The organism is Streptomyces sp. NPDC018000 (genome assembly GCF_044328025.1).
Lineage (GTDB): Bacteria > Actinomycetota > Actinomycetes > Streptomycetales > Streptomycetaceae > Streptomyces.
This window is the reverse complement of sequence record NZ_JBIRGM010000008.1, coordinates 88755-112083: the sequence shown is the minus strand read 5'-3', so window position 1 is coordinate 112083 and position 23329 is coordinate 88755. Positions and strand designations below refer to the sequence as shown.

The following is a 23329-nucleotide window of genomic DNA, read 5'->3' as shown; positions in this document are numbered from 1 at the left end:
ACCTGACACGCCGCTCTCGTCGTCGGGCCGGTTCCCCACGCCCATTTCCACTCACGACCTGACCGGGAGTACACCTCCGTGGCCACATTCCTCTACAAGCTCGGACGGTTCGCCTTCCGGCGCCGCCGCTACGTCGCCCTGATCTGGGTGGCGCTGCTGGCACTCGCCGGATTCGGCGCGTCCGCCGCGTCCACCGCCAACTCCAGCTCCTTCTCGATCCCGGGTACGGAGGCGCAGCGGGCCTTCGACCTGCTGGAACAGCGCTTCCCCGGTTCCAGCGCCGACGGCGCGACCGCACGGGTCGTCTTCAAGGCCCCCGACGGCCAGAAGATGACGGACCCGGCGAACAGGGCCGAGGTGAACGAGCTCGCCGACGAGCTGAAGTCCGGCTCGGACCAGGTCGCCTCGGTCACCGACCCGTACACCGCGGGCGCCGTCAGCAAGGACGGCTCCACGGCGTACGTCTCCGTGTCCTACAAGGTCAACACGATGGAGCTGACCGATGAGACCCGGGACGCACTCAAGGACGCGGGTCACGCGGCGCAGAAGAGCGGAATGACCGTGGAGATCGGTGGTGACGCGCTCCTGGTGATACCGGAGATGGGAGCCACCGAAGTCATCGGTGTCATGGTCGCCGCAGTGGTGCTCGTCATCACCTTCGGCTCGCTGGTCGCCGCCGGGCTGCCCTTGCTCACCGCCCTGATCGGGGTCGGTATCGGTGTCTCGACGATCACGGCGCTGGCGAACCCGCTCGGCCTCGACTCCACCACCTCCATCCTCGCGATGATGATCGGCCTCGCGGTCGGCATCGACTACGCGCTGTTCGTCGTCTCCCGCTACCGCGCCGAGCTGGCCGAGGGCCGAGAGCGCGAGGAAGCGGCCGGACGGGCCGTCGGCACGGCCGGCTCCGCGGTCGTCTTCGCCGGCCTCACCGTCGTCATCGCCCTGGTCGGCCTGGCCGTCGTCAACATCCCGATGCTGTCGAAGATGGGCTTCGCCGCGGCCGGCACGGTCGTGATCGCCGTCCTCATCGCGCTCACCCTGGTTCCGGCCATGCTGGGCTTCGCGGGCAAGCGGGTCAGGGGAAGCAAGGTACGCAAGGCCGCCGAGGACGAGAGCCGGCCCGAGGCGAAGCCGAACATGGGCACCCGCTGGGCGCGGTTCGTGCTGCGCAAGCCGGTGTGGGTGCTGCTGGTCGGAGTCCTCGGCCTCGGCGCGATCGCCGTACCGGCCGCGTCCCTGGAGATGGGCCTGCCCGACGACGGCTCCCAGCCCACCAGCACCACCCAGCGGCGCGCCTACGACCTGCTCTCCGACGGCTTCGGCCCCGGCTTCAACGGGCCGCTGATGGTCGTCGTGGACACCGCGAACAGCGCCGACGGCAAGGCCGCGGTCAAGCAGGTCACCGACGAGATCTCCGGCATCCCGGGCGTCGTCGCCGTCACCCCGGCCCAGTTCAACAAGGCCGGCGACACTGCGATGATCACCGTTGTCCCGAAGGACCGGCCGAGCTCCACCGAGACCGAGAACGTGGTCCACGCGATCCGTGACACGGGCAAGGACATCAAGGCCGACACCGGCGCCGAGGTCCTGGTCACCGGCTCCACGGCGATGAACATCGACTTCTCGCAGAAGATGAACGACGCGCTGCTGCCGTATCTGGCGCTCGTCGTCGGCCTGGCCTTCCTGCTGCTGATGCTGGTCTTCCGGTCGGTGCTGGTGCCGCTGAAGGCGGCCCTCGGCTTCCTGCTCTCGGTCGTCGCGGCCCTGGGTGCGGTCGTCGCGGTCTTCCAGTGGGGCTGGCTCGGCTCGCTCTTCGGCGTGGAACAGGCCGGCCCGATCATGTCCATGATGCCGATCTTCATGGTGGGTGTGGTCTTCGGCCTCGCGATGGACTACGAGGTCTTCCTCGTGACCCGGATGCGTGAGGCGTACGTCCACGGCGAGGAGCCCGGCCAGGCGATCGTCACCGGCTTCAACCACGGTGCCCGGGTCGTCACGGCCGCGGCCGTGATCATGATGGCCGTCTTCGCCGGCTTCATCGGATCCAGCGAGCAGATGATCAAGATGATCGGCTTCGGGCTCGCCATCGCCGTCTTCTTCGACGCGTTCGTCGTCCGGATGGCGATCGTGCCCGCGGTCCTCGCCCTGCTCGGCAAGCGCGCCTGGTGGCTGCCGCGTCCGCTGGACCGGATCCTGCCGAACGTGGACGTGGAGGGCGAGGGGCTGCGCAAGGAGCTCGGCGAGACGCCCGAGGGCGGCGCCGGCCGCGACGGACACGGCGGTGACGCCGAGGGCGAGCGTGAGCTGAGCCGCGTCTGAGAGCCTCTCCGGGTTCTTCGGTCCGGGCCTTCGAGCCTCCGGAGCCGCGTTCGAGTGGGAAGCGGCTTCGGACGCGCCGGTCACGTGTGGGGACGGGGACCGGGGCGATGGCGGAAGCCCCCGTGCGAGCGGCGCGGGGGCTTCCGTCGTGCATGAGCGTCAGGCGCGGGTCATGAGCGTCAGGCGTGGATCATGTGGGCGCGTGGGTGCCGACGCCCTCGTCGTCGACGTCCTCGCCGTGGATGCGTTCCAGGAAACGGATCAGCGGTGCGTTGTCGAGCTGAACCACCTCCACGCCGTCCTTCGAGTGGAGCTCCACGACCAGTTGCGTGCGTCCGCACGGCCACACCCGGACGCCGCCGCGTTCGGCCGGCGAGAGCAGTCCGCGCTCCAGCAGGTCGCGGCTGAACGCCCAGTCGATGCCGCCCGGGAAGGCGACATGGACGGTTCGCGGGTCGGCGTCGGCGTCGTACAGCAGGTCGACCGGCACCGCCGGGAGGTCGGGGGTGTCATTGACGAGCCAGGCTTCGGCCTGTTCATGGATCACGGGGGGCATGGCCGACTCCTCCTGTGCGTTCTCCTTCGTCATTAAATGTCGCATATTTTCCGCTTTGGGCGCGTCGAACGGTCAGCTCAGCTGTGACGCATCCGCTCTTGCGAAGGGTTTGCAACAAGGTCCTATCATTGAGCGGTTCACGACACCCGCCGTGACAGCGCAGGATCGCAGGAAGCGGAGTCCCCCATGCACGTACCCGACGGATTCATCGACGCACCCGTCTCCGCCGCCGCCGGAGTCGCCGCCGCGGGTGCCGTCGCCGTCAGCCTGCGGGGCGCCCGCCGTGAACTGGATGAACGCACCGCGCCGCTCGCGGGCCTCGTCGCCGCGTTCATCTTCGCCGTACAGATGCTGAACTTCCCGGTCGCCGCGGGCACCAGCGGGCATCTGCTGGGCGGAGCGCTCGCCGCGATCCTGGTCGGGCCCTGCACCGGGGTGCTCTGCATATCCGTCGTACTGCTCATGCAGGGCATCCTCTTCGCCGACGGCGGCCTCACCGCGCTCGGCGTGAACGTGCTCGACATGGGCGTCGTGACCACCGTCGTCGCGTACGCCCTCTTCCGCGGGCTGGTCGGCGTCCTGCCGCGGACCCGCCGCTCCGTGACGGCCGCGTCCTTCGTCGCCGCCCTGGTCTCCGTACCGGCCGCGGCCGGCGCCTTCACGTTCTTCTACTGGATCGGCGGCACCACCGACATCCCGATCGGCGAGGTCTTCACCGCCATGGTCGGAGTCCACGTCCTCATCGGCATCGGCGAGGCCGTGATCACCGCGCTGACCGTCGGCGCCGTCGTCGCCGTGCGCCCCGATCTGGTCCATGGCGCCCGCGGACTCACCGCCCCGCTCAAGCTGCGCGTCGACGGCGAACTCGTCGACGCACCCGCCCTGCAGCCCGTCGCCCCGGTCGCCGCCCGCTCCACCCGCGGCATCTGGGCCACCGGCCTGGTCACCGCCCTCGTCCTGGCGGGCTTCGTCTCCTTCTACGCCTCCGCCAGCCCCGACGGCCTGGAGAAGGTCGCCGCCGACCAGGGCATCGACAAGAAGACCGAGGAGCACGCCGCCAAGGACTCCCCCCTCGCCGACTACGGCGTCAAGGACGTGTCCAACGCCCGCATCTCCGGCGGCCTCGCCGGAGTGATCGGTGTCGGTGCCACGATCGTGGTCGGCAGCGGGGTCTTCTACGCGGTCCGCCGCCGTCGCACACCGGACGCGCCCGCAGGCACCGCACGGACCCCGGAATCCGCCTGACGTGGGCGCCGGACACGCGCACAGGCTCTACCGGCACGGGCACTCACCCGTCCACGACCTGCCGCCGCACTGCAAGCTTGCCGCCGTCTTCTGCTTCGTCGTGGTCGTCGTCTCGACGCCGCGCGAGGCGGTGTGGGCGTTCGCGCTGTACGCGGTACTGATCGGCGCCGTCACCGCCCTGGCCCGCATCCCCGCGGGCTTCCTGCTGGGGCGGTTGCTCATCGAGGTGCCGTTCGTCGCGTTCGCACTGCTCATGCCGTTCGTGGTGCCCGGCCAGCAGACCCACGTCCTCGGCCTCTCCCTCAGCGTCCCCGGCCTCTGGGGCGCCTGGAACGTCCTCGCCAAGGGCACCCTCGGCGTCGCCGCCTCCGTGCTCCTTGCCTCCACCACCGAACTGCGCTCGCTGCTGCTCGGTCTCCAGCGGCTCAGGCTGCCGCCGCTGCTCGTCCAGATCGCCTCCTTCATGATCCGGTACGGCGATGTGATCACCGACGAGATGCGCCGGATGTCGATCGCCCGCCGCTCCCGCGGCTTCGAGGCGCGCGGGGTACGGCACTGGGGTGTCCTGGCCAAATCGGCCGGCGCGCTCTTCATCAGGTCGTACGAGCGCGGCGAACGCGTCCACCTCGCGATGGTCAGCCGCGGCTACGCCGGTTCCATGCCGGTCATCGACGAGGTGACGGCCTCCCGGACCCAGTGGGCGTACGCCGCCGCACTCCCTGTGCTCGCCCTCGTGACCCTCGCCATCTGTCTGCTGGGGTGACTCCACCCACGCGTGAATGCGCGGGCTTCCTGCGTCGGTGGCTAGGCCGCGTCGCAGAGGGCCAGCCCGGCCCTGTTGAGAACGTTCAGCGCTCCAACATGATCCGCGTTCGCGGTGAAGCCGCACGCCCTGCACTGGAACTCTGCTTGGGTGACGCGGTTCTCCTTGGCGACGTGCCCGCAGGACGGGCAGGTGCGGGAGGTGTTGCGGGGGTCCACTACGGTCCGACCGGCGCTTTCAGCCTTGTGGGTGAGGATCGCGAGGAACACCCCCCAACCCGCGTCGAGGATCGATCGGTTCAGTCCGGTTTTCGCGGCCCGCTGGTTCGGGAGGAACGCACCGGGCTGTTCAGGGTCGGGTTTCGGCTTGGGAACGCGGGTCATGCCCGCGATGTTCAGCCGTTCGTGCGCGATCTCTTCATAGTCGCGCACGAGGTTTCGCGCAGCCTTGTGCGCATGGTCCAGGCGCTGGCGGCGGATCTGCGCGTGGATCTTGGCGACCTTCCGTGCGGCGGCCCGGTGCGCCTTCGTGCGCCGCTTGGTACGCCGGGGGAACGTCGCCAGGTGCCGCTGCGCCTCTGCCAGTTCCCCAGCCGCCGTTTCGAGGAAACGAGGGTTGGCGATGTGCTTGCCGTCCGAGGTAGTCAGAAAGTGGGTGACCCCCATGTCGATTCCGACAACCGTACCGGTGGCTGGCAGCGGCTCGGCGGGCACCTCATCGCACGAAAGGACCACATACCAGCGGTTGCCTTCTCGCTTGACGCCGATCGTCTTCACACGGCCCCTTACGGAAACCTGGGGTATCCGGGAGCGAGACCGGCCTTCAAGCGGCGGAAGAACGCCTGGAATGCCCTGTCCAGGCGCCGAAGCGTGGCCTGCTGCGAAGAGAAGGACCAGCGGCCCTGGCGCTCGGGATCGAAGGCACGGATCTCTTTGAGCTGCGCCGACTGGTCTCCGTACTTGATGCTGGTCTTCGAGCTGTGCCGGTAGGCATCCCGTCGTTCCTGGAGCGCGCCGTTGTACAGGGAGCAATGATCGGCGAGCATCGCCCGCAGTGCGGCTTCCTGAACGGCAGTGGGACGCAGAAGGAACTTGTGGGCACGGATCACCCCTGGCGCCTCCGCTCAAGACGCAGAGCATCGGCGAGCAGTACACACGCGGCAGCGTTGAGTGAGATGCCCGCCCGGTGGGCGTACCCCTCGACCTGCCGCTTCAGCTCCGGCGGGATGCGAAGGTTCAACGACTCCCGGCTATCTCCTCTTGCCACAACCAAAATGCTACCACTTTTAACGTTGAATCACGTTAGGAAACCGGGCGCTGCGCTGCTCCGCAGCGCACTCGCAGAGTCGTTTGCCCCGCTGGCCGAAGCCGGTGGTCGCCTCGAAAGGAATCTAATGGCCCCTATGAGCCAGTCCTCCACTCCCGCGCCGTCCCTGGAAGTCAGTGGCCTCGCCTACGCCTACCCCGACGGCCACCAGGCGCTCTTCGGGGTGAACCTGACGGTCGCCCGAGGCGAACGCGTCGCCCTGCTCGGCCCGAACGGAGCCGGCAAGACCACCCTCGTCCTCCACCTCAACGGCATCCTCGACGCCGGCGCGGGCACCGTCCGCGTCGCCGGTCTCCCGGTCGACAAGCGCAACCTCGCCGAGATCCGCCGCCGCGTCGGCATCGTCTTCCAGGACCCCGACGACCAGCTCTTCATGCCCACCGTCCGCGAGGACCTCGCCTTCGGCCCCGCCGCCTCCGGCCTGCGCGGCGCCGAACTGGAAGAACGCGTCACCGAAGCCCTGCGGCAGGTCGGCATGGAGGAGTACGCGAACCGGCCGCCGCACCACCTCTCCTTCGGCCAGCGCCGCCGCGTCGCCGTCGCCACCGTCCTCGCCATGCGGCCGGAGATCCTCGTCCTGGACGAGCCGTCCTCCAACCTGGACCCGGCCTCGCGGCGCGAACTCGCCGACATCCTGCGGGCGCTGGACGTCACCGTGCTCATGGTCACGCACGACCTGCCGTACGCCCTGGAGCTCTGCCCGCGCGCCGTCGTCCTGAGCGAGGGCGTCATCGCCGCCGACGACCGCACCCAGGACCTGCTCTGCGACGAGGAACTGATGCGCACCCACCGCCTGGAGCTGCCCTTCGGCTTCGACCCGCGCTCCGTGACGGTGCACATGAGCTGACCCGCCACTCGTCCGGCCTGCGGCGGCATGCACCATGGGGGGATGAGCGGGAGCGCAGGAGCAGGCGTGGACGTACGCGGCACGGTGGCGGCCGGATTCGAACCGGTCCGGGATGCCTTCGTCCGTAACTTCGAGCAGCGCGGCGAACGCGGCGGCGCCGTCGCGGTCTACCGGGACGGGCGCAAGGTCGTCGATCTGTGGGCCGGTACGAGAGACGTCGACGGCGTCGAACCATGGGCCGTCGACACCGTGCAGATAGTCCGCTCGGCGGGCAAGGGCATCGCCGCCGCCGTACCGCTGATGCTGCACCAGCGCGGCCAGGTCGACCTCGATGCCCCGGTCGGCACGTACTGGCCGGAGTTCAAGGCGGCCGACAAGGAACGTGTACTCGTCCGCCACCTCCTCGCCCACCGGGCCGGCATCCCCGCCCTCGACCGCCCACTGACCCCTTTGCAGGCGGCCGACGGGATCTCCGGGCCGAAGGCCGTCGCGTCCCAGCGCCCCCAGTGGGAACCCGGCACCGACCACGGCTACCACGCCCAGACCTACAGCTGGCTCATAGGCGAACTGGTGCGACGGGTCACCGGCCGCACCGTCGGCCGCTGGGTCGCCGAGGAGATCGCCCGCCCGCTCGGCCTGGACTTCTGGTTCGGCCTCCCGGTCGAGGAGGCGCACCGGGTGGGCCGGATCGGGCCCGTCGAACCCTCGGCCGACGCGGGCAACGGCGGCGCCCTGCGGATGCGGCCCAAGCGGTCCGTCGCCGAGGCGTACCGCGACCCGGAGTCCCTCACCCGCCGCTCCTTCGGGGCCATAGACCCCCTCCCCGACGAGAACGACCCCTCCTACCGGGCGGCCGAACTCCCCGCCTCCAACGGCATCGCCACCGCCCGCGCGCTGGCCCGCTGCTACGCCGCGATGATCGGCCCGGTCGACGGTCACCGCCTGTTCGCCCCGGCCACGCTCACCCTCGCCCGCACCGAGGAGTCGGTGGGCCCGGACCGGGTCCTGGTCGTCAACACCCGTTTCGGCCTCGGCTACATGCTGCACGGCCCGGCGGCCCCGCTGCTGGCCCCCGGCTCGTTCGGTCACCCGGGCCGGGGCGGCTCGCTCGGATTCGCCGATCCCGAATCCGGCATCGCCCTGGGCTATGTGACGAACGGTCTGCAGAAGGGAGTCACCGCCGATCACCGTGCCCAGGCCCTGGTCAGAGCAGTACGGTCGGCGCTATGACTCCTCCTTACTCTGCTTCACGGTTCGACGGATACGGCGTACTCATCACCGGAGCGGGCCAGGGCATCGGTGCGTCCACGGCCCGCCGACTGGCCTCGGAGGGTGCGAGCGTCCTGGTCACGGACCTGGACGGCGACCGCGCCGGACGCACCGCCGCCGAGATACGCGAGACGGGCGCGACGGCCGAGTCGCTGCCCTGCGACGTGGGCGACCGGGCCGCGGTCGAGGCCGCGGTCGCCCATGCCGTCGCTGCCTTCGGCTCCCTCGACGTGCTGGTGAACAACGCGTACGCCTGTGCCCCCGACGCCCCGCTCTTCGAGGACGAGCCGGACGAGGCATGGCAGCGCGACCTGGACATCACCCTGACCGGCCCGTACCGCTGTGCCCGCGCCGCCCTCCCGCACCTGGTGGCCTCCGGCCGGGGCGCGATCGTCAACATCGGCTCGGTCAACGGCGAACAGGACTTCGGTAATCACGCCTACAGCGCGGCCAAGGCGGGCCTCGGCAGCCTGACCCGCACCCTCGCGGGCCATGCGGGACCGCGAGGCGTACGCGTCAACCTGGTCGCACCCGGCACGATCCGCACCGACGCCTGGGCCGGCCGCGACACGGAACTGTCCCGGTTGAGCAGCCTCTACCCGCTCGGCAGGATCGGCGAGCCGGACGACATCGCGTCCGCCGTCGCCTTCCTCGCCTCGCGTGACGCGGCCTGGATCACGGGGACGACGCTGCGCGTGGACGGGGGTCTGACAGCCGTGAACTCAGGCTTCCGGCAGGCGGTTTCGGGGGAGTAGGGAGAACCTGCCCACGCCACTCACCACGGAGCGCCGATCCCGGCGAAGGTGACCAGTGGAGCTCATGCCCTGCACACCAGCGAACACCACGCGCGTCACGCGACGAGGTTCCACGCGGGCAAGGACGGATGCGTCACGCCCCCGCTCGCAGCACCGCCGCCACCACCGGTCCCGCCGCGTCGCCGCCGTGGCCGCCGGACTGGACGACCGCCGCTGCGGCCAGGTCGCTGCTGAAGCCGGTGAACCAGCTGTTGGACGTGGCCTGGCCGTCGACCTCCGCCGAGCCCGTCTTGGCGCCCTTGTCGCCGCCGACCGAGGCCATCGCGGCCTTTCCGGTGCCCCAACTCGCCGTCTGGCGCATCATGTTGGTGACCTGCTGGGAGGTGGACGGGGAAAGCGACCGGGAGGCGGTGGCGATCGGCCTGCCGTCGAGGTCCCGGTCGACGAGGACCGGCTGGCGGAAGGTGCCGTTCTTCGCGGTGGCGGTGATGGACGCCATGTTGAGCGCGTTCATCTGGATCGTGCCCTGACCGATGTACTGGGCGGCCGCCTCGCCTCCGGTCGCCTCGGGCACGCTGCCGTCGAAGGACACGACGCCGGTCTGCCAGTCCAGGCCGATTCCGAAGACGTCGCGGGCCTCCTTGGCGAGCGCGGTGTCGTCATCCACTTCGTCGATCAGCTTGATGAAGGCGGTGTTGCAGGACCGGGCGAAGCTGGTGGTGAGTGTGGCCGTGTCCGGGAGGGAGAAGTTGTCCAGGTTGTGGAAGGTGCGGCCCTGCCAGATCACGTCCTTCGGGCACTCGACCGGACGGTCGGCCGCCGCGAGGCCCTTCTCGATCAGCATCGCAGCCGTCACGATCTTCATCGTCGACCCGGGCGCCTGCTTGCCCTGCATCGCCGCGTTGAATCCGGTGGCCGGATTGTTGGCGACCGCGCGGATCGCGCCCGTGGACGGTCTGAGGGCGACCACCGAGGCCTGGCTGAACTTCTTCACGGCCACCTCGGCCGCCGCCTGGACGTTCGCGTCCAGCGTGGTCTGCAGCCTGCCCGGCCTGCCCTTGCTGATCGTCAGCAGGGTCTTGTCCGGGCCGCCCGCGTCCGCGTTCTCGATCCAGGTCTCGATGCCCGCCGTGCCGCCGGCCTTCTCCCCGTACTTCTCGCGCAGCGCGTCCAGAATCGACCCCAGGGAGGGGTACTTCTCCTTGGTGAGCACCTTGCCGTTGTGGTCGAGGGCCTCGATCGACGGCGTCGACGCCGCACCCGTCTTGAGTGACGCACCGGCCGTCAGATCCGGGTGGATCACGGTGGGAGCCCAGTCGACCAGCGGCCTGCCGGTGGTCAGACCGCGCACCACGGTCAGTTCGGAGGAGTACGACCAGGGCTTGGACTTCCCCTCGAACGACACGGTCGCCTTCACCGTGTACGGCACCTTCGTGCCCACCGCCGGGCCCGGAGTGATCACCGCCTCGGATACATGGGCGCTCTCGCGGTAGCCGGTCAGGACCGGTTCGGCCTCGACGGCGTTGTTGGTGAGCTGCGACGCGGTGGCCGCGTCACCGCTCGCCCAGGCCTTGAGGAACTTCTTCGACGCGTCGTCGATCTCCGCCCGGGTGACCGGTCCCGTCTTCACCTCGGGGGAGGTGGACTTGCTGCCGGTGCCGTCGCCGCCACCGCCGTTCAGCTCGTCCAGGACGTTGTACGCCCCGTAGCCCACCCCGCCGACCACGACCGCGAACACTCCGCCGACTATCGCAACCTTCGCTCCACTGCGCATTCCTGCAGTCCCCCTCCCCAGGAGTTCCCCTTGAACGTGTTCAAGGGGATGCTGTCGGGCACCTTACGGGACGGTGATGACAGCCGAGGCGGTTGTTATCGGAATGCGATATGTGTGGCGTGAATACACCCAGGTCAAATCATTGTGTGCCGGTCAAATCCAGGTATCCAGCCACATTCGGTCCCGCCAGGACTCGTCGGGAATGGGCGCTCCCGTGCAGATGGGCCGGAAGTGAATAAAGCCTCGCGCATCGCAGAGAAATAGGCCCTGACCAGCAGGTGACGCTCTCCTGCTAGCGTCATGCGGTGATCTCTCTGGGGGAACCCGCGTTCTTCACCCGCCTGCGCGACGCGCGACGGGTACTCATCGCCGGTGCGGGCGGCGGCTTCGACGTGTACGCCGGGCTGCCGCTCGCACTCGCGCTGCGGTCGGCGGGCAAGGAGGTGCACCTCGCCAACCTGTCCTTCGCCGACCTGTACGGCCTGGACCTCGATGTGTGGGTGGACCAGGACGTCGCGGCCGTCGGGCCCGACACCCCCCACCGCGGCGACTACTTCCCCGAACGGACGCTCGCGCAGTGGCTCGTGACGCAGGATCTGCCGCCGACCGTGTACGCGTTCCCGAGCATCGGGGTCGGTCCGCTGCGGGCAGCCTACCGGGCGCTGATCACGCATCTCGGCGGTGTCGACGCGGTCGTGCTGGTGGACGGCGGGACCGACATCCTGATGCGCGGCGACGAGCACGGTCTCGGCACGCCGGAGGAGGACATGGCGAGCCTGGCCGCCGTGAGCAGGCTCGACGAGGTCCCACACCGACTGGTGGCCTGCCTCGGCTTCGGGGTGGACGCGTATCACGGCGTGAACCACTCGCTCGTGCTGGAGAACCTGGCCGCCCTGGACCGGGACGGCTCCTATCTCGGCGCGTTCTCGCTGCTCGGGGCGGGGCGGGAGGGCGCGCTGTATCTCGACGCGGTGGCGCACGCCCAGCGCCACACCGCGAGCCACCCGAGCATCGTGCACGGATCCGTCGCCGCCGCCGTGCGCGGTGACTTCGGCGACGTCCGGTTCACGGAAAGGACCAAGGGCAGCGAGTTGTTCGTCAACCCACTGATGGCACTGTACTTCTGTGTGGATTTGCCTGGACTGGCCCGCCGCAATCTCTACCTCGGTCTGCTGGAACGGACTTCGCTGATGCGGCAGGTGAGTTCCGTGATCGAGGAGTTCCGCACCACGCTGCCCCGTCAGCGTCCGCCGCGGGCATTCCCGCACTGAGCCTTTCTCCGGAACGCACGAACGGGGATCCGCCTCACGGGTGTCAGGGCCGTTCCCCGGGCCGCCCCGGCCTGCCTGTGGGCCGTCTGTGGGCCGTCCGAAGGCGGCCAACAGGCACCGATGATGGCCAACAACCACCAAGGGGCCGCAGTCGGTGACTGCGGCCCCTTGGTGCGTCTTCCCAGCTAGATCCAGGTATCCAGCCACATTCGGTTCCGCCAGGACTCGTCGGGAATGGGCGTTCCCGTGTAGATGGGCCAGAAGTAAATGAAGTTCCAGATGATCAGCAATACCAGTACGCCCGCCGCGATCACCCCCAGCATCCGCCGCCGTTCTCCCGACGGATCGCCGGTCATCAGGCCGAGTTCCCGTTCGGACCCGGACCCGGACCCGGACCCGGTCCCCGCCGCCGGCCCCAGCATCGCGCCGATCATCATCGTGACCGCCAGACACAGGAACGGCACGAACACGACCGCGTAGAAGAGGAAGATGGTCCGCTCCTGGTAGAAGAACCAGGGCAGCCAGCCCGCCGCCACACCGCAGGCGATCGCCCCCGCCCGCCAGTCGCGCCGGAAGAACCAGCGCCACAGCACGTACACCAGGGCGAAACACGCCGCCCACCACAGCAGCGGCGTCCCGATGGCCAGCACTTCGCGAGCGCACTTGCCGGTCTCCGAGGCCGCGCAGCCCGACTGTTCCTCCCAGAAGTACGAGACGGGCCGGCCGAGCACGATCCAGCTCCACGGATTGGACTCGTAGGTGTGGCCGGACGTCAGACTCACATGGAATTCGTAGACCTGGTACTCGTAGTGCCAGAGGCTGCGCAGCCAGTCCGGCAGCCACGTCCAGTTGCCACCGCTGCCGTCTGTCTGCGCCCAGTTCCGGTAGTAGCCCTTGTTGGTGACGATCCAGCCGGTCCAGGAGGCGACGTACGTGACGAGCGCGACCGGGACCGTCGAGACGAAGGCCGGCAGCAGATCCCGCTTCAGCACCGCCCTGTACGGTCGGCGCGCACCCGCGGTCCGGCGCGCGCCCACATCCCACAGCACCGTCATCAGACCGAAGGCGGCCAGGAAGTACAGGCCGTTCCACTTGGTGGCGGAGGCCAGCCCCAGCATCAGACCGGCGGTGAGCCGCCACGGACGCCAGCCCAGCCGCAGGGTCTCCGCGACCCCGGCATCCGGACGCAGCACACCCTCCTCGTCGACCGGCAGCGCGGCGGCGAGGCGGCGCCGCGCCCAGTCGCGGTCGATCACCAGAGCGCCGAACGCCGCCAGCACGAAGAACATCAGCACCGTGTCGAGCAGCGCGGCGCGGCTCATCACGAAATGCAGACCGTCGACGGCGAGCAGCGTGCCGGCCAGGCACCCCAGGAACGTCGAGCGGAACAGCCGCCGCCCGATCCGGCACAGCATCAGCACCGACAGGGTGCCGAGCAGCGCCACCATGAACCGCCAGCCGAACGGCGTGAAACCGAAGATCAGCTCACCGATCCCGATGATCCACTTGCCGACCGGCGGGTGCACCACATAGCCCGGATCCGACGGGACCTGCACCTTCGACGGATCCTCGAGGATCAGCTTGTCGATGTCCTTGGGCCAGTCCCCCTCGTAGCCCTGGTGGACCAGCGCCCAGGCATCCTTGGCGTAGTACGTCTCGTCGAATATCAGCGCGTGCGGGCTGCCCAGGTCCCAGAACCGCAGCACCCCGGCGAACAGGGCCACCAGCAGCGGAGCGCCCCAGGCGGACCACCGCACCAGGCGCTCGGCCATGAGCGGGGAGATTCTGAGCACCGTCCACAACTGGGCGCTGGGGCGGGTGTACGGCGGAACCAGCCGTTCACGCAGACCGATTCCGGGCCGGGGCGAATGGCCGAAACGGCGCAGCCGCTGCTGCCAGGAGGCCGGCTCTTCGCCGTGCGGTTTCCCGGCGTCTGGGCCCTGCTGGGCTTCGGGCGAGGTACTCGTCACCGCGCCATCGTAGGGAACGCGTCTGTGCGGGCGCGCTCGCCCGTGCTGGGAGGATGACTCATGTGACTGGAACGACTGGAACGCTGGTACTGGCAGGAACCCCCATCGGCGATGTGGCGGACGCCCCGCCCCGCCTCGCCGTCGAACTGGAGACGGCGGATGTCGTCGCCGCCGAGGACACCCGACGGCTGCGCCGCCTCACGCAGGCCCTCGGCATCCACACCACGGGGCGGGTCGTCTCGTACTTCGAGGGCAACGAGTCGGCCCGTACGCCCGAACTCGTCGAGGCACTGACCGGCGGCGCGCGCGTCCTGCTGGTCACCGACGCCGGAATGCCGTCCGTCTCCGACCCCGGCTACCGGCTCGTGGCCGCAGCCGTGGAGAAGGACATCAAGGTCACCGCGGTCCCCGGCCCGTCCGCGGTGCTCACGGCTCTCGCCCTGTCCGCGCTGCCCGTCGACCGTTTCTGCTTCGAGGGCTTCCTGCCGCGCAAGGCGGGAGAACGGCTCGGCAGATTGCGCGAGGTCGCCGACGAGCGCCGCACCATGGTCTTCTTCGAGGCCCCGCACCGGCTCGACGACACCCTCGCGGCGATGGCAGAGGTCTTCGGCGCCGACCGCCGGGCGGCCGTGTGCCGGGAGCTGACCAAGACGTACGAGGAAGTGAAGCGCGGCCCGCTGGGCGAACTGGCGGCGTGGGCGGCCGAAGGGGTACGCGGCGAGATCACCGTCGTGGTCGAGGGCGCGGCCGACTCCGGACCCGAAGAACTGGACGCCGCGGAGCTGGTACGCAGGGTGCGGGTGCGCGAGGAGGCGGGGGAGCGGCGCAAGGAGGCCATCGCCGCTGTTGCCGCAGATGCGGGACTGCCCAAGCGTGAAGTCTTCGATGCCGTCGTCGCGGCAAAGAATGCGGCGCGAACCGGCCCGGCGGAGGGCAAAGGACTGTCGTAAAAAGCAAAGCGCGAGCCGCGCGCCGGGCCTTTCTGCCACGAGAAGGCCAAATTCGCTCCAACACTCGACAGGCTTGATGCGCCTTTGCCGGTCAGGGCGTCCACTGGATCAGGGACGCATTCTCCGGAGTGCTTGTCCGGAGTGCCTGTCCGGCGGACAAAGGAGCAGGGCATGAGCGAGAGCGCAGCAACCACCGTGCATGAGGCGTATGCCTTCGCCTGTATGAGGTGCGGATACGGCTGGGAGCAGGCTTACGAGATAGAGCACCACGTCGACGGATCCAATAACGATTTCGTCATATACAAGGCGGACGGCGAACGGGTGCCCTCACCCCTTTCCAGGCCGACCTGCACGAACTGCGGCGGACACGTGGTCCGGATCATGCGGGCCGGCCGGGTCTCGACCGTTCAGCAGCTGCTCCACACCCCCGTCCCGACGCGGCGGGCGACCGAGGACACCGGCGCCCGGGAGGGCGAGGCCGTGGCCGCCACTGCCGTACCCACAGGTGCGGAGCGCCACTGGCACCTGTCCGACCTGCTGCATCCCTTCCACCGCAAGTAAGGCCACGGGCCGCAAGCAGGACCCACCGGCCGCAAGCAGGACCCACTGGCCGCAAGCAAGGCCACGGGCGCGGTCCTCGTACGATCGTCGTCATGAGTCGTACCGAAGCCCCGCCGCTGCCCGAACCCCTCCGGGTGCCGGTCGCCGATTCGCACACCCACCTGGACATGCAGGACGCAACTGTCGAGGAGGGCCTGGCCAGGGCCGCGGCAGTCAATGTGACCACCGTGATCCAGGTGGGCTGCGACGTGGCCGGTTCGCGCTGGGCCGCCGAGACCGCCGCCGCGCATGCGAACGTGCACGCGGCGGTCGCCCTGCACCCCAACGAGGCGCCGCGCATCGTGCACGGTGACCAGGGGGGCACCTCCCAGCCCTCTGGGGCTGGGGGAGGGTGGTCGCGGCAGGGAGCGCGCGAAGGGGGCGGGCAGGCGGCGCTGCACGAGGCCCTCGCGGAGATCGACGCGCTGGCCGCACTCGACCACGTACGCGGTGTCGGCGAGACCGGGCTCGACCGCTTCCGTACCGGCCCCGAGGGCATGGCCACGCAGGAGGAGTCCTTCCGGGCCCACATCGAGATCGCCAAACGGCACGGCAAGGCGCTGGTCATCCACGATCGCGAGGCGCACGCGGATGTGCTGCGCATCCTCGCCGACGCGGGCGCCCCCGAGCGGACCGTGTTCCACTGCTACTCCGGCGACGCCGACATGGCCCGGATCTGCGCGGACGCCGGGTACTTCATGTCCTTCGCGGGCAATGTCACCTTCAAGAACGCCCAGCCGCTGCGTGACGCGCTGGCCGTCGCGCCGATGGAACTGGTCCTGGTCGAGACGGACGCACCGTTCCTGACCCCCGCCCCGTACCGCGGACGACCCAATGCGCCCTACCTCATTCCCGTCACGCTGCGTGCCATGGCGGAGGTGAAGGGCGTGGACGAGGACACCCTGGCGTCGGCCATCTCCGAGAACACCGCCCGCGCATTCGACTACTGACCGGTGCCGGCCCAACGGGGGCGAGCCCCACGGCCGCGCCGCGGCCGTAGGCTTACCGGGTGAGCACCACTGAGCCCGATGCCCTCCTGGGCCCCGCAGACATCCGCGAGCTGGCCGCCGAGCTGGGCGTACGCCCGACCAAGCAGCGCGGTCAGAACTTCGTCATCGACGCCAATACGGTCCGCAGGATCGTGCGGACGGCGGAAGTCCGCCCGGACGATGTCGTCGTCGAGGTCGGTCCGGGGCTCGGCTCGTTGACCCTGGCACTGCTGGAGGCGGCGGACCGGGTCGTCGCCGTCGAGATCGACGACGTGCTGGCGGGTGCCCTGCCGGCCACGGTCGCCGCCCGGATGCCGGGGCGTGCCGACCGGTTCTCCCTGGTGCACTCCGACGCGATGCTGGTCCGGGAGCTGCCGGGCCCGGCACCGACCGCGCTGGTCGCGAACCTTCCGTACAACGTCGCCGTGCCGGTCCTGCTGACCATGCTGGAGCGCTTCCCGTCCATCGAGCGGACCCTCGTCATGGTCCAGGCCGAGGTCGCCGACCGGCTGGCCGCCAGGCCGGGCAACAAGGTCTACGGCGTGCCGTCGGTGAAGGCCAACTGGTACGCGGACGTCAAGCGGGCCGGGGCCATCGGCCGCAATGTCTTCTGGCCCGCCCCGAACGTCGACTCCGGTCTGGTGTCGCTGGTCCGGCGCACCGAGCCGATCGCGACGAGCGCGAGCAGGACCGAGGTCTTCGCGGTCGTCGACGCGGCCTTCGCCCAGCGCCGCAAGACACTGCGGGCGGCCCTGGCCGGCTGGGCGGGCTCCGCGCCCGCCGCCGAAGCGGCCCTGGTCGCGGCCGGGATCTCGCCGCAGGCCCGCGGCGAGGCGCTGACGGTCGAGGAGTTCGCCGCCATTGCCGAGAACAAGCCCTCCGCCGAGAACAAGCCCTCCGGGAGTGGCGAGTGAGCGTCACCGTCCGCGTACCCGCCAAGGTCAACGTCCAGCTCGCGGTCGGCGCCCCGCGCCCCGACGGCTTCCACGACCTGGCCAATGTCTTCCTCGCCGTCGGCCTGTACGACGAGGTCACCGTCACCCCGGCCGACGAGCTGCGCATCACCTGCTCGGGCCCGGACGCCGCCAAGGTCCCGCTGGACGCGACGAACCTCGCCGCCCGCGCCGCGATCGCACTGGCCGAGCTGCACGGCGTCGCACCCGATGTGCACATCCACATCGCCAAGGACATTCCCGTCGCGGGCGGCATGGCGGGCGGCAGCGCCGACGGCGCTGCCGCGCTGCTGGCCTGCGACACCCTCTGGTCCACCGGCGCGAGCCGGGAGGAGCTCCTCGCTATCTGTGCGGAGCTGGGCAGCGACGTACCGTTCAGCCTGGTCGGCGGCGCGGCCCTCGGCGTCGGACGAGGCGAGCAGCTGACCCCGATCGATGTCGGCGGAACCTTCCACTGGGTCTTCGCGGTCGCCGACGGCGGGCTCTCCACCCCGGCCGTCTACGGCGAGTTCGACCGGCTCACGGCCGGTACGGACGTCCCGGACCCCACCGCGTCCGCCGCGCTCCTGGACGCGCTGCGGACCGGTGACACCGCGGCTCTCGCGGGCGCCCTGAGCAACGACCTCCAGCCCGCCGCGCTCTCCCTGCGCCCCTCCCTCGCCGACACCCTCGCCGAGGGCACCGCGGCCGGCGCCCTGGCCGCCCTGGTCTCGGGCTCCGGGCCGACCACCGCGTTCCTGGTGGCGGACGCGGAGTCGGCGCGGAAGGTCGCCGAGGCGCTGGTCACCTCGGGGACATGCCGGAACGCGCGGGCCGCGGTGTCCCCGGCGCCGGGCGCGACGGTCCTGTGAGCCGGGCCGGCCGGGCGGCACCGCCGCCCGGTCAGCCGAGCCGCAGGCTCTTCTTGGCCAGCTCGTACGCGGGGAGCATCGCCTTGTGCTCCTCGGAGTCCATCCCGCCCAGATGGACCACGATCGGCCCGTCCGGAGTGGCGACGGCGAAGGCCCGCTCCTTCTTGACCTCGTCCAGCAGCTTGTTTCTGACCGTGTAGCCGGCCTCGGCCGCGGCCAGGTCACCCGCCCTGGTCTCGCCGTACGTGACCTTTCCGGCGCCGTCCTCGTCCGCGATGAACGCCTCCAGGACCTGGCGCGGGGTGCGGTCGGACTTTTCGCCCTGCCACACCCGCAGATAACCGATGTTCCCCGCCGGTTTCGCGTCGATCTCGCAGACCATGGTGACCTGGCCCTGCACGCCCAGTGCGGCACCGAGCTCGGAGTCCGGATCGACGCTGACGGCCTTCGGCTTCCAGGACGCTGCGAGGTCGAAGGTGACGGGCAGCGGGCAGGCCGAGCCGGAGCCGCCGACCGTGCCCCCCTTGGCGGCGGTCCTCCCGGCCGCCCCGGCCTTCTGCGACGGCTTCCCGCCGGCCGGCTTCTCGCCCACGGCCGCCGCATCCTGCGACGCCGACGAACACCCTGCCAGCGCAAGCGTCGCCAGCAGAGCCGCCGGAACCGCGGCCCGCATCGGCTTGCGGACAGCGTTGCGCACGGTCTCACGCACCATTGAAGTCCCCACTGACGTCCCCGCCCCTGAGATGTTCGAAGATCTTCCGGCCGGGTCCCCGCCCCTTGGTCGGGCCGCCCCGCCCCCTGATCGATTGCCGCACGCTATCGCAGCCGCGAGCCGACTACCCTGGGACGTCGATCGATCCCCCAGGCAGGAGTGAAATGGCCGTCAATCTGGTCAATGTCGAGCAGGTCAGCAAGGTGTACGGCACCCGTGCCCTGCTCGACGGCGTGTCCCTCGGTGTGTCCGAGGGGGACCGGATCGGCGTCGTGGGCCGTAACGGCGACGGCAAGACGACCCTCATCCGGATGCTCGCCAGGCTCGAGGAAGCGGACAGCGGCCGCGTCACCCACAGCGGCGGGCTGCGCCTCGGCGTCCTCACCCAGCACGACTCGCTCGACCCCGAGGCGACCATCCGGCACGAGGTGATCGGCGACCTCGCCGACCACGAGTGGGCGGGCAGCGCGAAGATCCGTGATGTGCTCACCGGACTCTTCGGCGGGCTCGCCCTGCCGGGCTTCGAGCACGGCCTGGACACCGTCATCGCCCCGCTCTCCGGCGGCGAGCGACGCCGGATCGCGCTGGCCAAGCTGCTCATCGCCGAGCAGGACCTGATCGTCCTCGACGAGCCGACCAACCACCTGGACGTCGAGGGCATCTCCTGGCTGGCCGGCCATCTGCGGGCACGCCGCTCGGCGCTCGTCTGCGTCACCCACGACCGCTGGTTCCTCGACCAGGTCTGTACGCGCATGTGGGACGTCCAGCGCGGCACGGTCCATGAGTACGAGGGCGGCTACAGCGACTACGTCTTCGCACGGGCCGAGCGGGAGCGGATCGCCGCGACCGAGGAGTCCAAGCGGCAGAACCTGATGCGCAAGGAGCTGGCCTGGCTGCGCCGCGGCGCCCCCGCCCGTACCTCCAAGCCGCGCTACCGCATCGAGGCGGCCAATGAACTGATCGCCGATGTGCCCCCGCCGCGCGACACCAGCGAGCTGATGAAGTTCGCCAACGCCCGGCTCGGCAAGACCGTCTTCGACCTGGAGGACGTGACCGTCCAGGCAGGCCCCAAGACGCTGCTCACCCACCTCACCTGGCAGCTCGGCCCCGGCGACCGGATCGGCCTGGTCGGGGTCAACGGCGCGGGCAAGACCTCGCTGCTGCGGGCACTCGCCGAGGCGGCCCGCACACAGGGTGACGTGCAGCCCGCCGCCGGGAAGGTCGTCGTCGGCAAGACCGTCAAGCTCGCCTACCTCTCTCAGGAGGTCCACGAGCTCAAGCCGAACCTGCGGGTACTCGAAGCGGTCCAGCAGGTGCGCGACCGGGTCGACCTCGGCAAGGGCCGGGAGATGACCGCGGGCCAGCTCTGCGAGCAGTTCGGCTTCTCGAAGGAGAAGCAGTGGACGCCGGTCGGTGACCTCTCAGGTGGTGAGCGGCGCCGGCTCCAGATCCTACGCCTGCTGATGGACGAGCCGAACGTCCTCTTCCTCGACGAGCCCACCAACGACCTCGACATCGAGACCCTGACCCAGCTGGAGGACCTCCTCGACGGCTGGCCCGGATCGATGATCGTGATCTCCCACGACCGTTTCTTCATCGAGCGGACCACGGACCGGGTGATGGCGCTGCTCGGCGACCGCACGCTGCGGATGCTGCCGCGCGGGATCGACGAATACCTGGAGCGCAGGCAGCGAATGGAGGAAGCGGCCACCCCCTCCGCCGCACCCGCGGCGGCAAAGGAGAAGGCCGCGCCGGCCGCGACCGTCTCCCCGCAGGCCGCCCGCGCGGCGAAGAAGGAACTGCAGAAGGTGGAGCGGCAGCTCGACAAGATTTCGACGCGGGAGACCGCGCTGCACGCACAGATCGCGGACAACGCCACGGACTTCGAGAAGGTGGCGAAGCTGGACGCGGAGCTGCGCGAACTGGTCGCGGAGCGCGATGAGCTGGAGATGCGCTGGCTGGAACTGGCCGAGGACGCCTGATCGGGACGCCTTCGGTGTGACCCGCGGCCGCAGCCCGGTGGCCGACGTCCGGCGGCGCCGCGGGGGCCGGTGGCACCCGTCCGAGGCGTAACGGGGGCATCACGGGGCGGTTCTCCCTTGGGAACAGGGGGTGGACCGACCCGATGCCCGAAGTATTGCGGGTGGTACAAAGAAGGCCCGCTCGACTGTCGTAACGCCGCGGGATCCATGCCCGATTCGCTCCTTTCCGGGGGGTCCGGGGTTCTTGTCGGACCTTCGAGATCTGCGGAATCGCGGGGGAGAACGGAACGGGCACCGGACCGCACGAAGGGGGACGTGCTGATGACCCAGCCGCCCAGCCAGCAACCGCCGCAGGGGGGCTTCGGCGCACCGCAGGAGCCGTCGCCGGGAAGTCCTCAGCCGCCGCAGACCCCGCCGCCGAGTGGCCCGCCGCAGGTCCCCGGTTACGGCAACCCGCAGCAGCCGGGGCCGTACAACCAGTCGACGCAGCCGGGGCCGTACGCCCAGCAGCCGGGGCCGTACAACCAGCCGATGCAGCCGGGCCCGTACGCCCAGCAGCCCGGCCCGTACAACCAGCCGACGCAGCCCGGTTTCGGTTACCCGCAGCAGCAGTACCCCGGAGCACCGGGCTCCGGCGGTCAGGGCGGCGGTAACTCCAAGCGCAAGCCCGCGTTGATCATCGGCGCCGCCGCCGTCGCGCTCCTCGTGATCGGCGGCGGCATATTCATCGCCACGAGCGGGGGCGACGACGACAAGAAGCCCGCCGCGCAGAAGAGCGGCTCGCCCTCCGTCAACGAGGGCGACGGCAACGGCGACGGCCGCAAGGTCGACGAGGACCTCAACGCCGGGCGCCAGAAGGGCGAGGCGAAGGTTCTCTGGCTGCGGAAGAACGATGTCGACCTGCCGCGCAACGGCGCCGATGTGTACGGCCCCTGGGTCGCCAACGGTGTGATCGTCAAGGGCATGTACCGCTCCGTCACCGGCTACTCCATGGCCGACGGCGAGCAGAAGTGGACGGTGAAGCTGCCCACCGACCTGTGTGCGGCGCCCGCGCAGCCCACAGACGGAGGCAAGATGGTCGTCGCGGTCAAAAACGGGACCACCGACAAGGCGGACTGCTCGGACCTCCAGATGATCGACCTCAACACCGGCAAGGCCGGCTGGAAGAAGTCGATCAAGAAGAACGGCGTCTGGGACATGATGTCGGACATCTCCCTCGCCATCAGTGGCGACACCGTGGCGGTCGGGCGCGCCGGCAACTCCAACGCCTTCCGGGTCAGCGACGGCAAGGAACTGTTCGGCAACCAGCCGGGCGACTGCCAGCCGTTCGCCTTCGCCGGCGGGCCCAAGCTGATCGCCGCTTCCAACTGCCGCACCGATGACGTCAGCAATCCCCAGCAGCAGATCCAGGAACTCGACCCGGTCACGGGGAAGCCCCGATGGACACATCGCGCCAAGCGCGGATGGGAGGTCGACCGGGTCTACTCGGTGAGTCCACTGGTGGTCTCGATGAAGAAGGACAAGCAGTGGGGCGTCCTCGCGCTCGACGAGAACGGCACGCGCCGCTCCGCGCTCGTCAGCGACAAGGACGACAAGTTCGAGACGGACTGCGGCAACGACTTCGCCATCTTCGGCAAGACCCTGGACGGCTGCACCGGTGTGGCCGCCGACGCCAACACGCTCTACCTGCCGACTGCGCCGGACTCCATCGGCGCCGACAGTACGAACAAGGTCGTGGCGTTCGACCTGAACACCGGCAAGCCCAAATGGAAGTCCGCGGCCCCGGCCGGGCGCACGGTGAAGCCACTGCGCATGGACGGCGGCAATGTGCTGCTCCACATGAAGGCCGGATACAACAAAGGCGGCGGGATCGCCATCCTCCCACCGACCGGTGGCACGCCGCGGATGGTGCTGCGGCACCCGGCATCGACGGCCGCGATCGAGAACTCCTTCTACAAGTCGAAGATCGTCTACGCGGACGGCCGTTCCTTCATCGTGAGCGGACGGGTCAGCGCACGGAACGACGAGGAAGAGCTGGAGACGAAGACCATGATGGCCTTCGGTAACTGACGGCTCACAAAGGCTTTTGACGGAACAAGACCGTCGGCGCCCGACGGTTCACGACCGGCAGTGGCCCGGGCAACCCCGGCCACTGCCGGTCCCTCCCCACCGAATCTCCCTCCCCCCGAGGTAC

19 protein-coding genes and 1 pseudogene are annotated in these 23329 nt (G+C 70.0%); 14 read left to right on the top strand and 6 right to left on the bottom strand.

Going from position 1 to position 23329, the window contains the following annotated elements; all coding sequences use genetic code 11:
* The first annotated feature begins 78 nt into the window (after positions 1-78).
* A complete protein-coding gene (locus tag ACH4EW_RS19425) occupies positions 79-2322 on the top strand; it encodes an MMPL family transporter (RefSeq protein WP_398258407.1) in 2244 nt (747 codons plus the stop codon).
* A gap of 190 nt (positions 2323-2512) precedes the next feature.
* On the opposite strand, the gene ACH4EW_RS19420 is transcribed toward ACH4EW_RS19425, so the two are convergent.
* Positions 2513-2878 carry an SsgA family sporulation/cell division regulator gene (locus tag ACH4EW_RS19420; protein ID WP_398258405.1) on the bottom strand — a complete coding sequence of 122 codons (366 nt, stop codon included), beginning with the start codon at positions 2876-2878 and terminating at the stop codon, positions 2513-2515.
* A gap of 186 nt (positions 2879-3064) precedes the next feature.
* Between ACH4EW_RS19420 and ACH4EW_RS19415 the strand changes: the two genes are divergently transcribed.
* Both ACH4EW_RS19415 and cbiQ read left to right on the top strand, forming a co-directional pair.
* Positions 3065-4123, top strand: a complete 1059-nt coding sequence (locus ACH4EW_RS19415; protein ID WP_398258403.1) for an energy-coupling factor ABC transporter permease — start codon at positions 3065-3067, stop codon at positions 4121-4123.
* Position 4124: 1 nt separating this feature from the next.
* Positions 4125-4886, top strand: a complete 762-nt coding sequence (gene cbiQ, locus ACH4EW_RS19410; protein WP_398258401.1) for a cobalt ECF transporter T component CbiQ — start codon at positions 4125-4127, stop codon at positions 4884-4886.
* Positions 4887-4927: 41 nt separating this feature from the next.
* Here the strand turns inward: cbiQ and ACH4EW_RS19405 are convergent.
* Both ACH4EW_RS19405 and ACH4EW_RS19400 read right to left on the bottom strand, forming a co-directional pair.
* Positions 4928-5994 (bottom strand): annotated as a pseudogene (locus ACH4EW_RS19405) (RNA-guided endonuclease InsQ/TnpB family protein).
* Positions 5991-6152, bottom strand: coding sequence for a toxin-antitoxin system HicB family antitoxin (locus tag ACH4EW_RS19400; RefSeq protein ID WP_398258399.1), 162 nt, complete (start codon positions 6150-6152; stop codon positions 5991-5993). The pseudogene ACH4EW_RS19405 and the gene ACH4EW_RS19400 overlap by 4 nt, the downstream one beginning before the upstream one ends.
* A 136-nt stretch (positions 6153-6288) precedes the next feature.
* On the opposite strand from ACH4EW_RS19400, the gene ACH4EW_RS19395 reads away from it, so the two are divergent.
* The 3 genes from ACH4EW_RS19395 (at position 6289) to ACH4EW_RS19385 (ending at position 9083) form a co-directional block, all read left to right on the top strand.
* Entirely contained in the window at positions 6289-7059 is a 771-nt protein-coding gene (locus ACH4EW_RS19395) for an energy-coupling factor ABC transporter ATP-binding protein (RefSeq protein WP_398258397.1), read from the top strand.
* Between the two features lie 66 nt (positions 7060-7125).
* Positions 7126-8289 (top strand): serine hydrolase domain-containing protein, encoded by a 1164-nt coding sequence (locus ACH4EW_RS19390; protein WP_398258568.1) that lies wholly within the window; start codon positions 7126-7128, stop codon positions 8287-8289.
* On the top strand, positions 8286-9083 hold the full coding sequence (locus ACH4EW_RS19385) for an SDR family NAD(P)-dependent oxidoreductase (RefSeq protein WP_398258395.1): 798 nt from the start codon (positions 8286-8288) through the stop codon (positions 9081-9083). Before ACH4EW_RS19390 ends, ACH4EW_RS19385 begins: the two co-directional genes overlap by 4 nt.
* 133 nt (positions 9084-9216) lie before the next feature.
* On the opposite strand, the gene ACH4EW_RS19380 is transcribed toward ACH4EW_RS19385, so the two are convergent.
* The gene (locus tag ACH4EW_RS19380) at positions 9217-10857 is read right to left on the bottom strand and encodes a penicillin-binding transpeptidase domain-containing protein (protein ID WP_398258393.1); all 1641 of its coding nucleotides are present in this window, start codon (positions 10855-10857) and stop codon (positions 9217-9219) included.
* 305 nt (positions 10858-11162) lie between these two features.
* Here ACH4EW_RS19380 and ACH4EW_RS19375 point away from each other — a divergent pair, with 305 nt between their 5' ends.
* The gene (locus ACH4EW_RS19375; protein WP_398258391.1) at positions 11163-12128 is read left to right on the top strand and encodes a DUF1152 domain-containing protein; all 966 of its coding nucleotides are present in this window, start codon (positions 11163-11165) and stop codon (positions 12126-12128) included.
* A 185-nt stretch (positions 12129-12313) separates the two neighbouring features.
* Here ACH4EW_RS19375 and ACH4EW_RS19370 read toward each other — a convergent pair whose 3' ends face one another.
* Positions 12314-14098 (bottom strand): dolichyl-phosphate-mannose--protein mannosyltransferase, encoded by a 1785-nt coding sequence (locus tag ACH4EW_RS19370; protein ID WP_398258389.1) that lies wholly within the window; start codon positions 14096-14098, stop codon positions 12314-12316.
* A 53-nt stretch (positions 14099-14151) separates the two neighbouring features.
* Here ACH4EW_RS19370 and rsmI point away from each other — a divergent pair, with 53 nt between their 5' ends.
* The 5 genes from rsmI (at position 14152) to ACH4EW_RS19345 (ending at position 18441) form a co-directional block, all read left to right on the top strand.
* Positions 14152-15048, top strand: coding sequence for a 16S rRNA (cytidine(1402)-2'-O)-methyltransferase (gene rsmI, locus ACH4EW_RS19365; protein WP_398258387.1), 897 nt, complete (start codon positions 14152-14154; stop codon positions 15046-15048).
* 171 nt (positions 15049-15219) lie between these two features.
* Complete coding sequence (locus ACH4EW_RS19360) at positions 15220-15609, top strand: hypothetical protein (RefSeq protein ID WP_398258385.1); 390 nt, start codon at positions 15220-15222, stop codon at positions 15607-15609.
* A gap of 92 nt (positions 15610-15701) precedes the next feature.
* On the top strand, positions 15702-16598 hold the full coding sequence (locus tag ACH4EW_RS19355; protein ID WP_398258383.1) for a TatD family hydrolase: 897 nt from the start codon (positions 15702-15704) through the stop codon (positions 16596-16598).
* A 59-nt stretch (positions 16599-16657) separates the two neighbouring features.
* Complete coding sequence (rsmA, locus tag ACH4EW_RS19350; RefSeq protein ID WP_398258381.1) at positions 16658-17551, top strand: 16S rRNA (adenine(1518)-N(6)/adenine(1519)-N(6))-dimethyltransferase RsmA; 894 nt, start codon at positions 16658-16660, stop codon at positions 17549-17551.
* A complete protein-coding gene (locus tag ACH4EW_RS19345; RefSeq protein ID WP_398258379.1) occupies positions 17548-18441 on the top strand; it encodes a 4-(cytidine 5'-diphospho)-2-C-methyl-D-erythritol kinase in 894 nt (297 codons plus the stop codon). The genes rsmA and ACH4EW_RS19345 overlap by 4 nt, the downstream gene beginning before the upstream one ends.
* Positions 18442-18472: 31 nt before the next feature.
* On the opposite strand, the gene ACH4EW_RS19340 is transcribed toward ACH4EW_RS19345, so the two are convergent.
* Entirely contained in the window at positions 18473-19153 is a 681-nt protein-coding gene (locus tag ACH4EW_RS19340; RefSeq protein ID WP_398258377.1) for a lipoprotein, read from the bottom strand.
* 164 nt (positions 19154-19317) lie between these two features.
* On the opposite strand from ACH4EW_RS19340, the gene ACH4EW_RS19335 reads away from it, so the two are divergent.
* Both ACH4EW_RS19335 and ACH4EW_RS19330 read left to right on the top strand, forming a co-directional pair.
* Entirely contained in the window at positions 19318-21135 is a 1818-nt protein-coding gene (locus ACH4EW_RS19335) for an ABC-F family ATP-binding cassette domain-containing protein (protein WP_398258375.1), read from the top strand.
* A gap of 321 nt (positions 21136-21456) precedes the next feature.
* Positions 21457-23205, top strand: coding sequence for a PQQ-binding-like beta-propeller repeat protein (locus ACH4EW_RS19330; protein WP_398258373.1), 1749 nt, complete (start codon positions 21457-21459; stop codon positions 23203-23205).
* The last annotated feature ends 124 nt before the right edge of the window (positions 23206-23329 follow it).

Coding starts and splice junctions, on each gene's coding strand:
- ACH4EW_RS19380 (WP_398258393.1), bottom strand. CDS start 10,857: ATGCGCAGTGGAGCGAAGGTTGCGATAGTCGGCGGAGTGTTCGCGGTC.
- ACH4EW_RS19355 (WP_398258383.1), top strand. CDS start 15,702: ATGAGTCGTACCGAAGCCCCGCCGCTGCCCGAACCCCTCCGGGTGCCG.
- ACH4EW_RS19420 (WP_398258405.1), bottom strand. CDS start 2,878: ATGCCCCCCGTGATCCATGAACAGGCCGAAGCCTGGCTCGTCAATGAC.
- ACH4EW_RS19385 (WP_398258395.1), top strand. CDS start 8,286: ATGACTCCTCCTTACTCTGCTTCACGGTTCGACGGATACGGCGTACTC.
- ACH4EW_RS19340 (WP_398258377.1), bottom strand. CDS start 19,153: ATGGTGCGTGAGACCGTGCGCAACGCTGTCCGCAAGCCGATGCGGGCC.
- ACH4EW_RS19415 (WP_398258403.1), top strand. CDS start 3,065: ATGCACGTACCCGACGGATTCATCGACGCACCCGTCTCCGCCGCCGCC.
- ACH4EW_RS19360 (WP_398258385.1), top strand. CDS start 15,220: ATGAGCGAGAGCGCAGCAACCACCGTGCATGAGGCGTATGCCTTCGCC.
- ACH4EW_RS19335 (WP_398258375.1), top strand. CDS start 19,318: ATGGCCGTCAATCTGGTCAATGTCGAGCAGGTCAGCAAGGTGTACGGC.
- rsmI (WP_398258387.1), top strand. CDS start 14,152: ATGACTCATGTGACTGGAACGACTGGAACGCTGGTACTGGCAGGAACC.
- ACH4EW_RS19330 (WP_398258373.1), top strand. CDS start 21,457: ATGACCCAGCCGCCCAGCCAGCAACCGCCGCAGGGGGGCTTCGGCGCA.
- ACH4EW_RS19395 (WP_398258397.1), top strand. CDS start 6,289: ATGAGCCAGTCCTCCACTCCCGCGCCGTCCCTGGAAGTCAGTGGCCTC.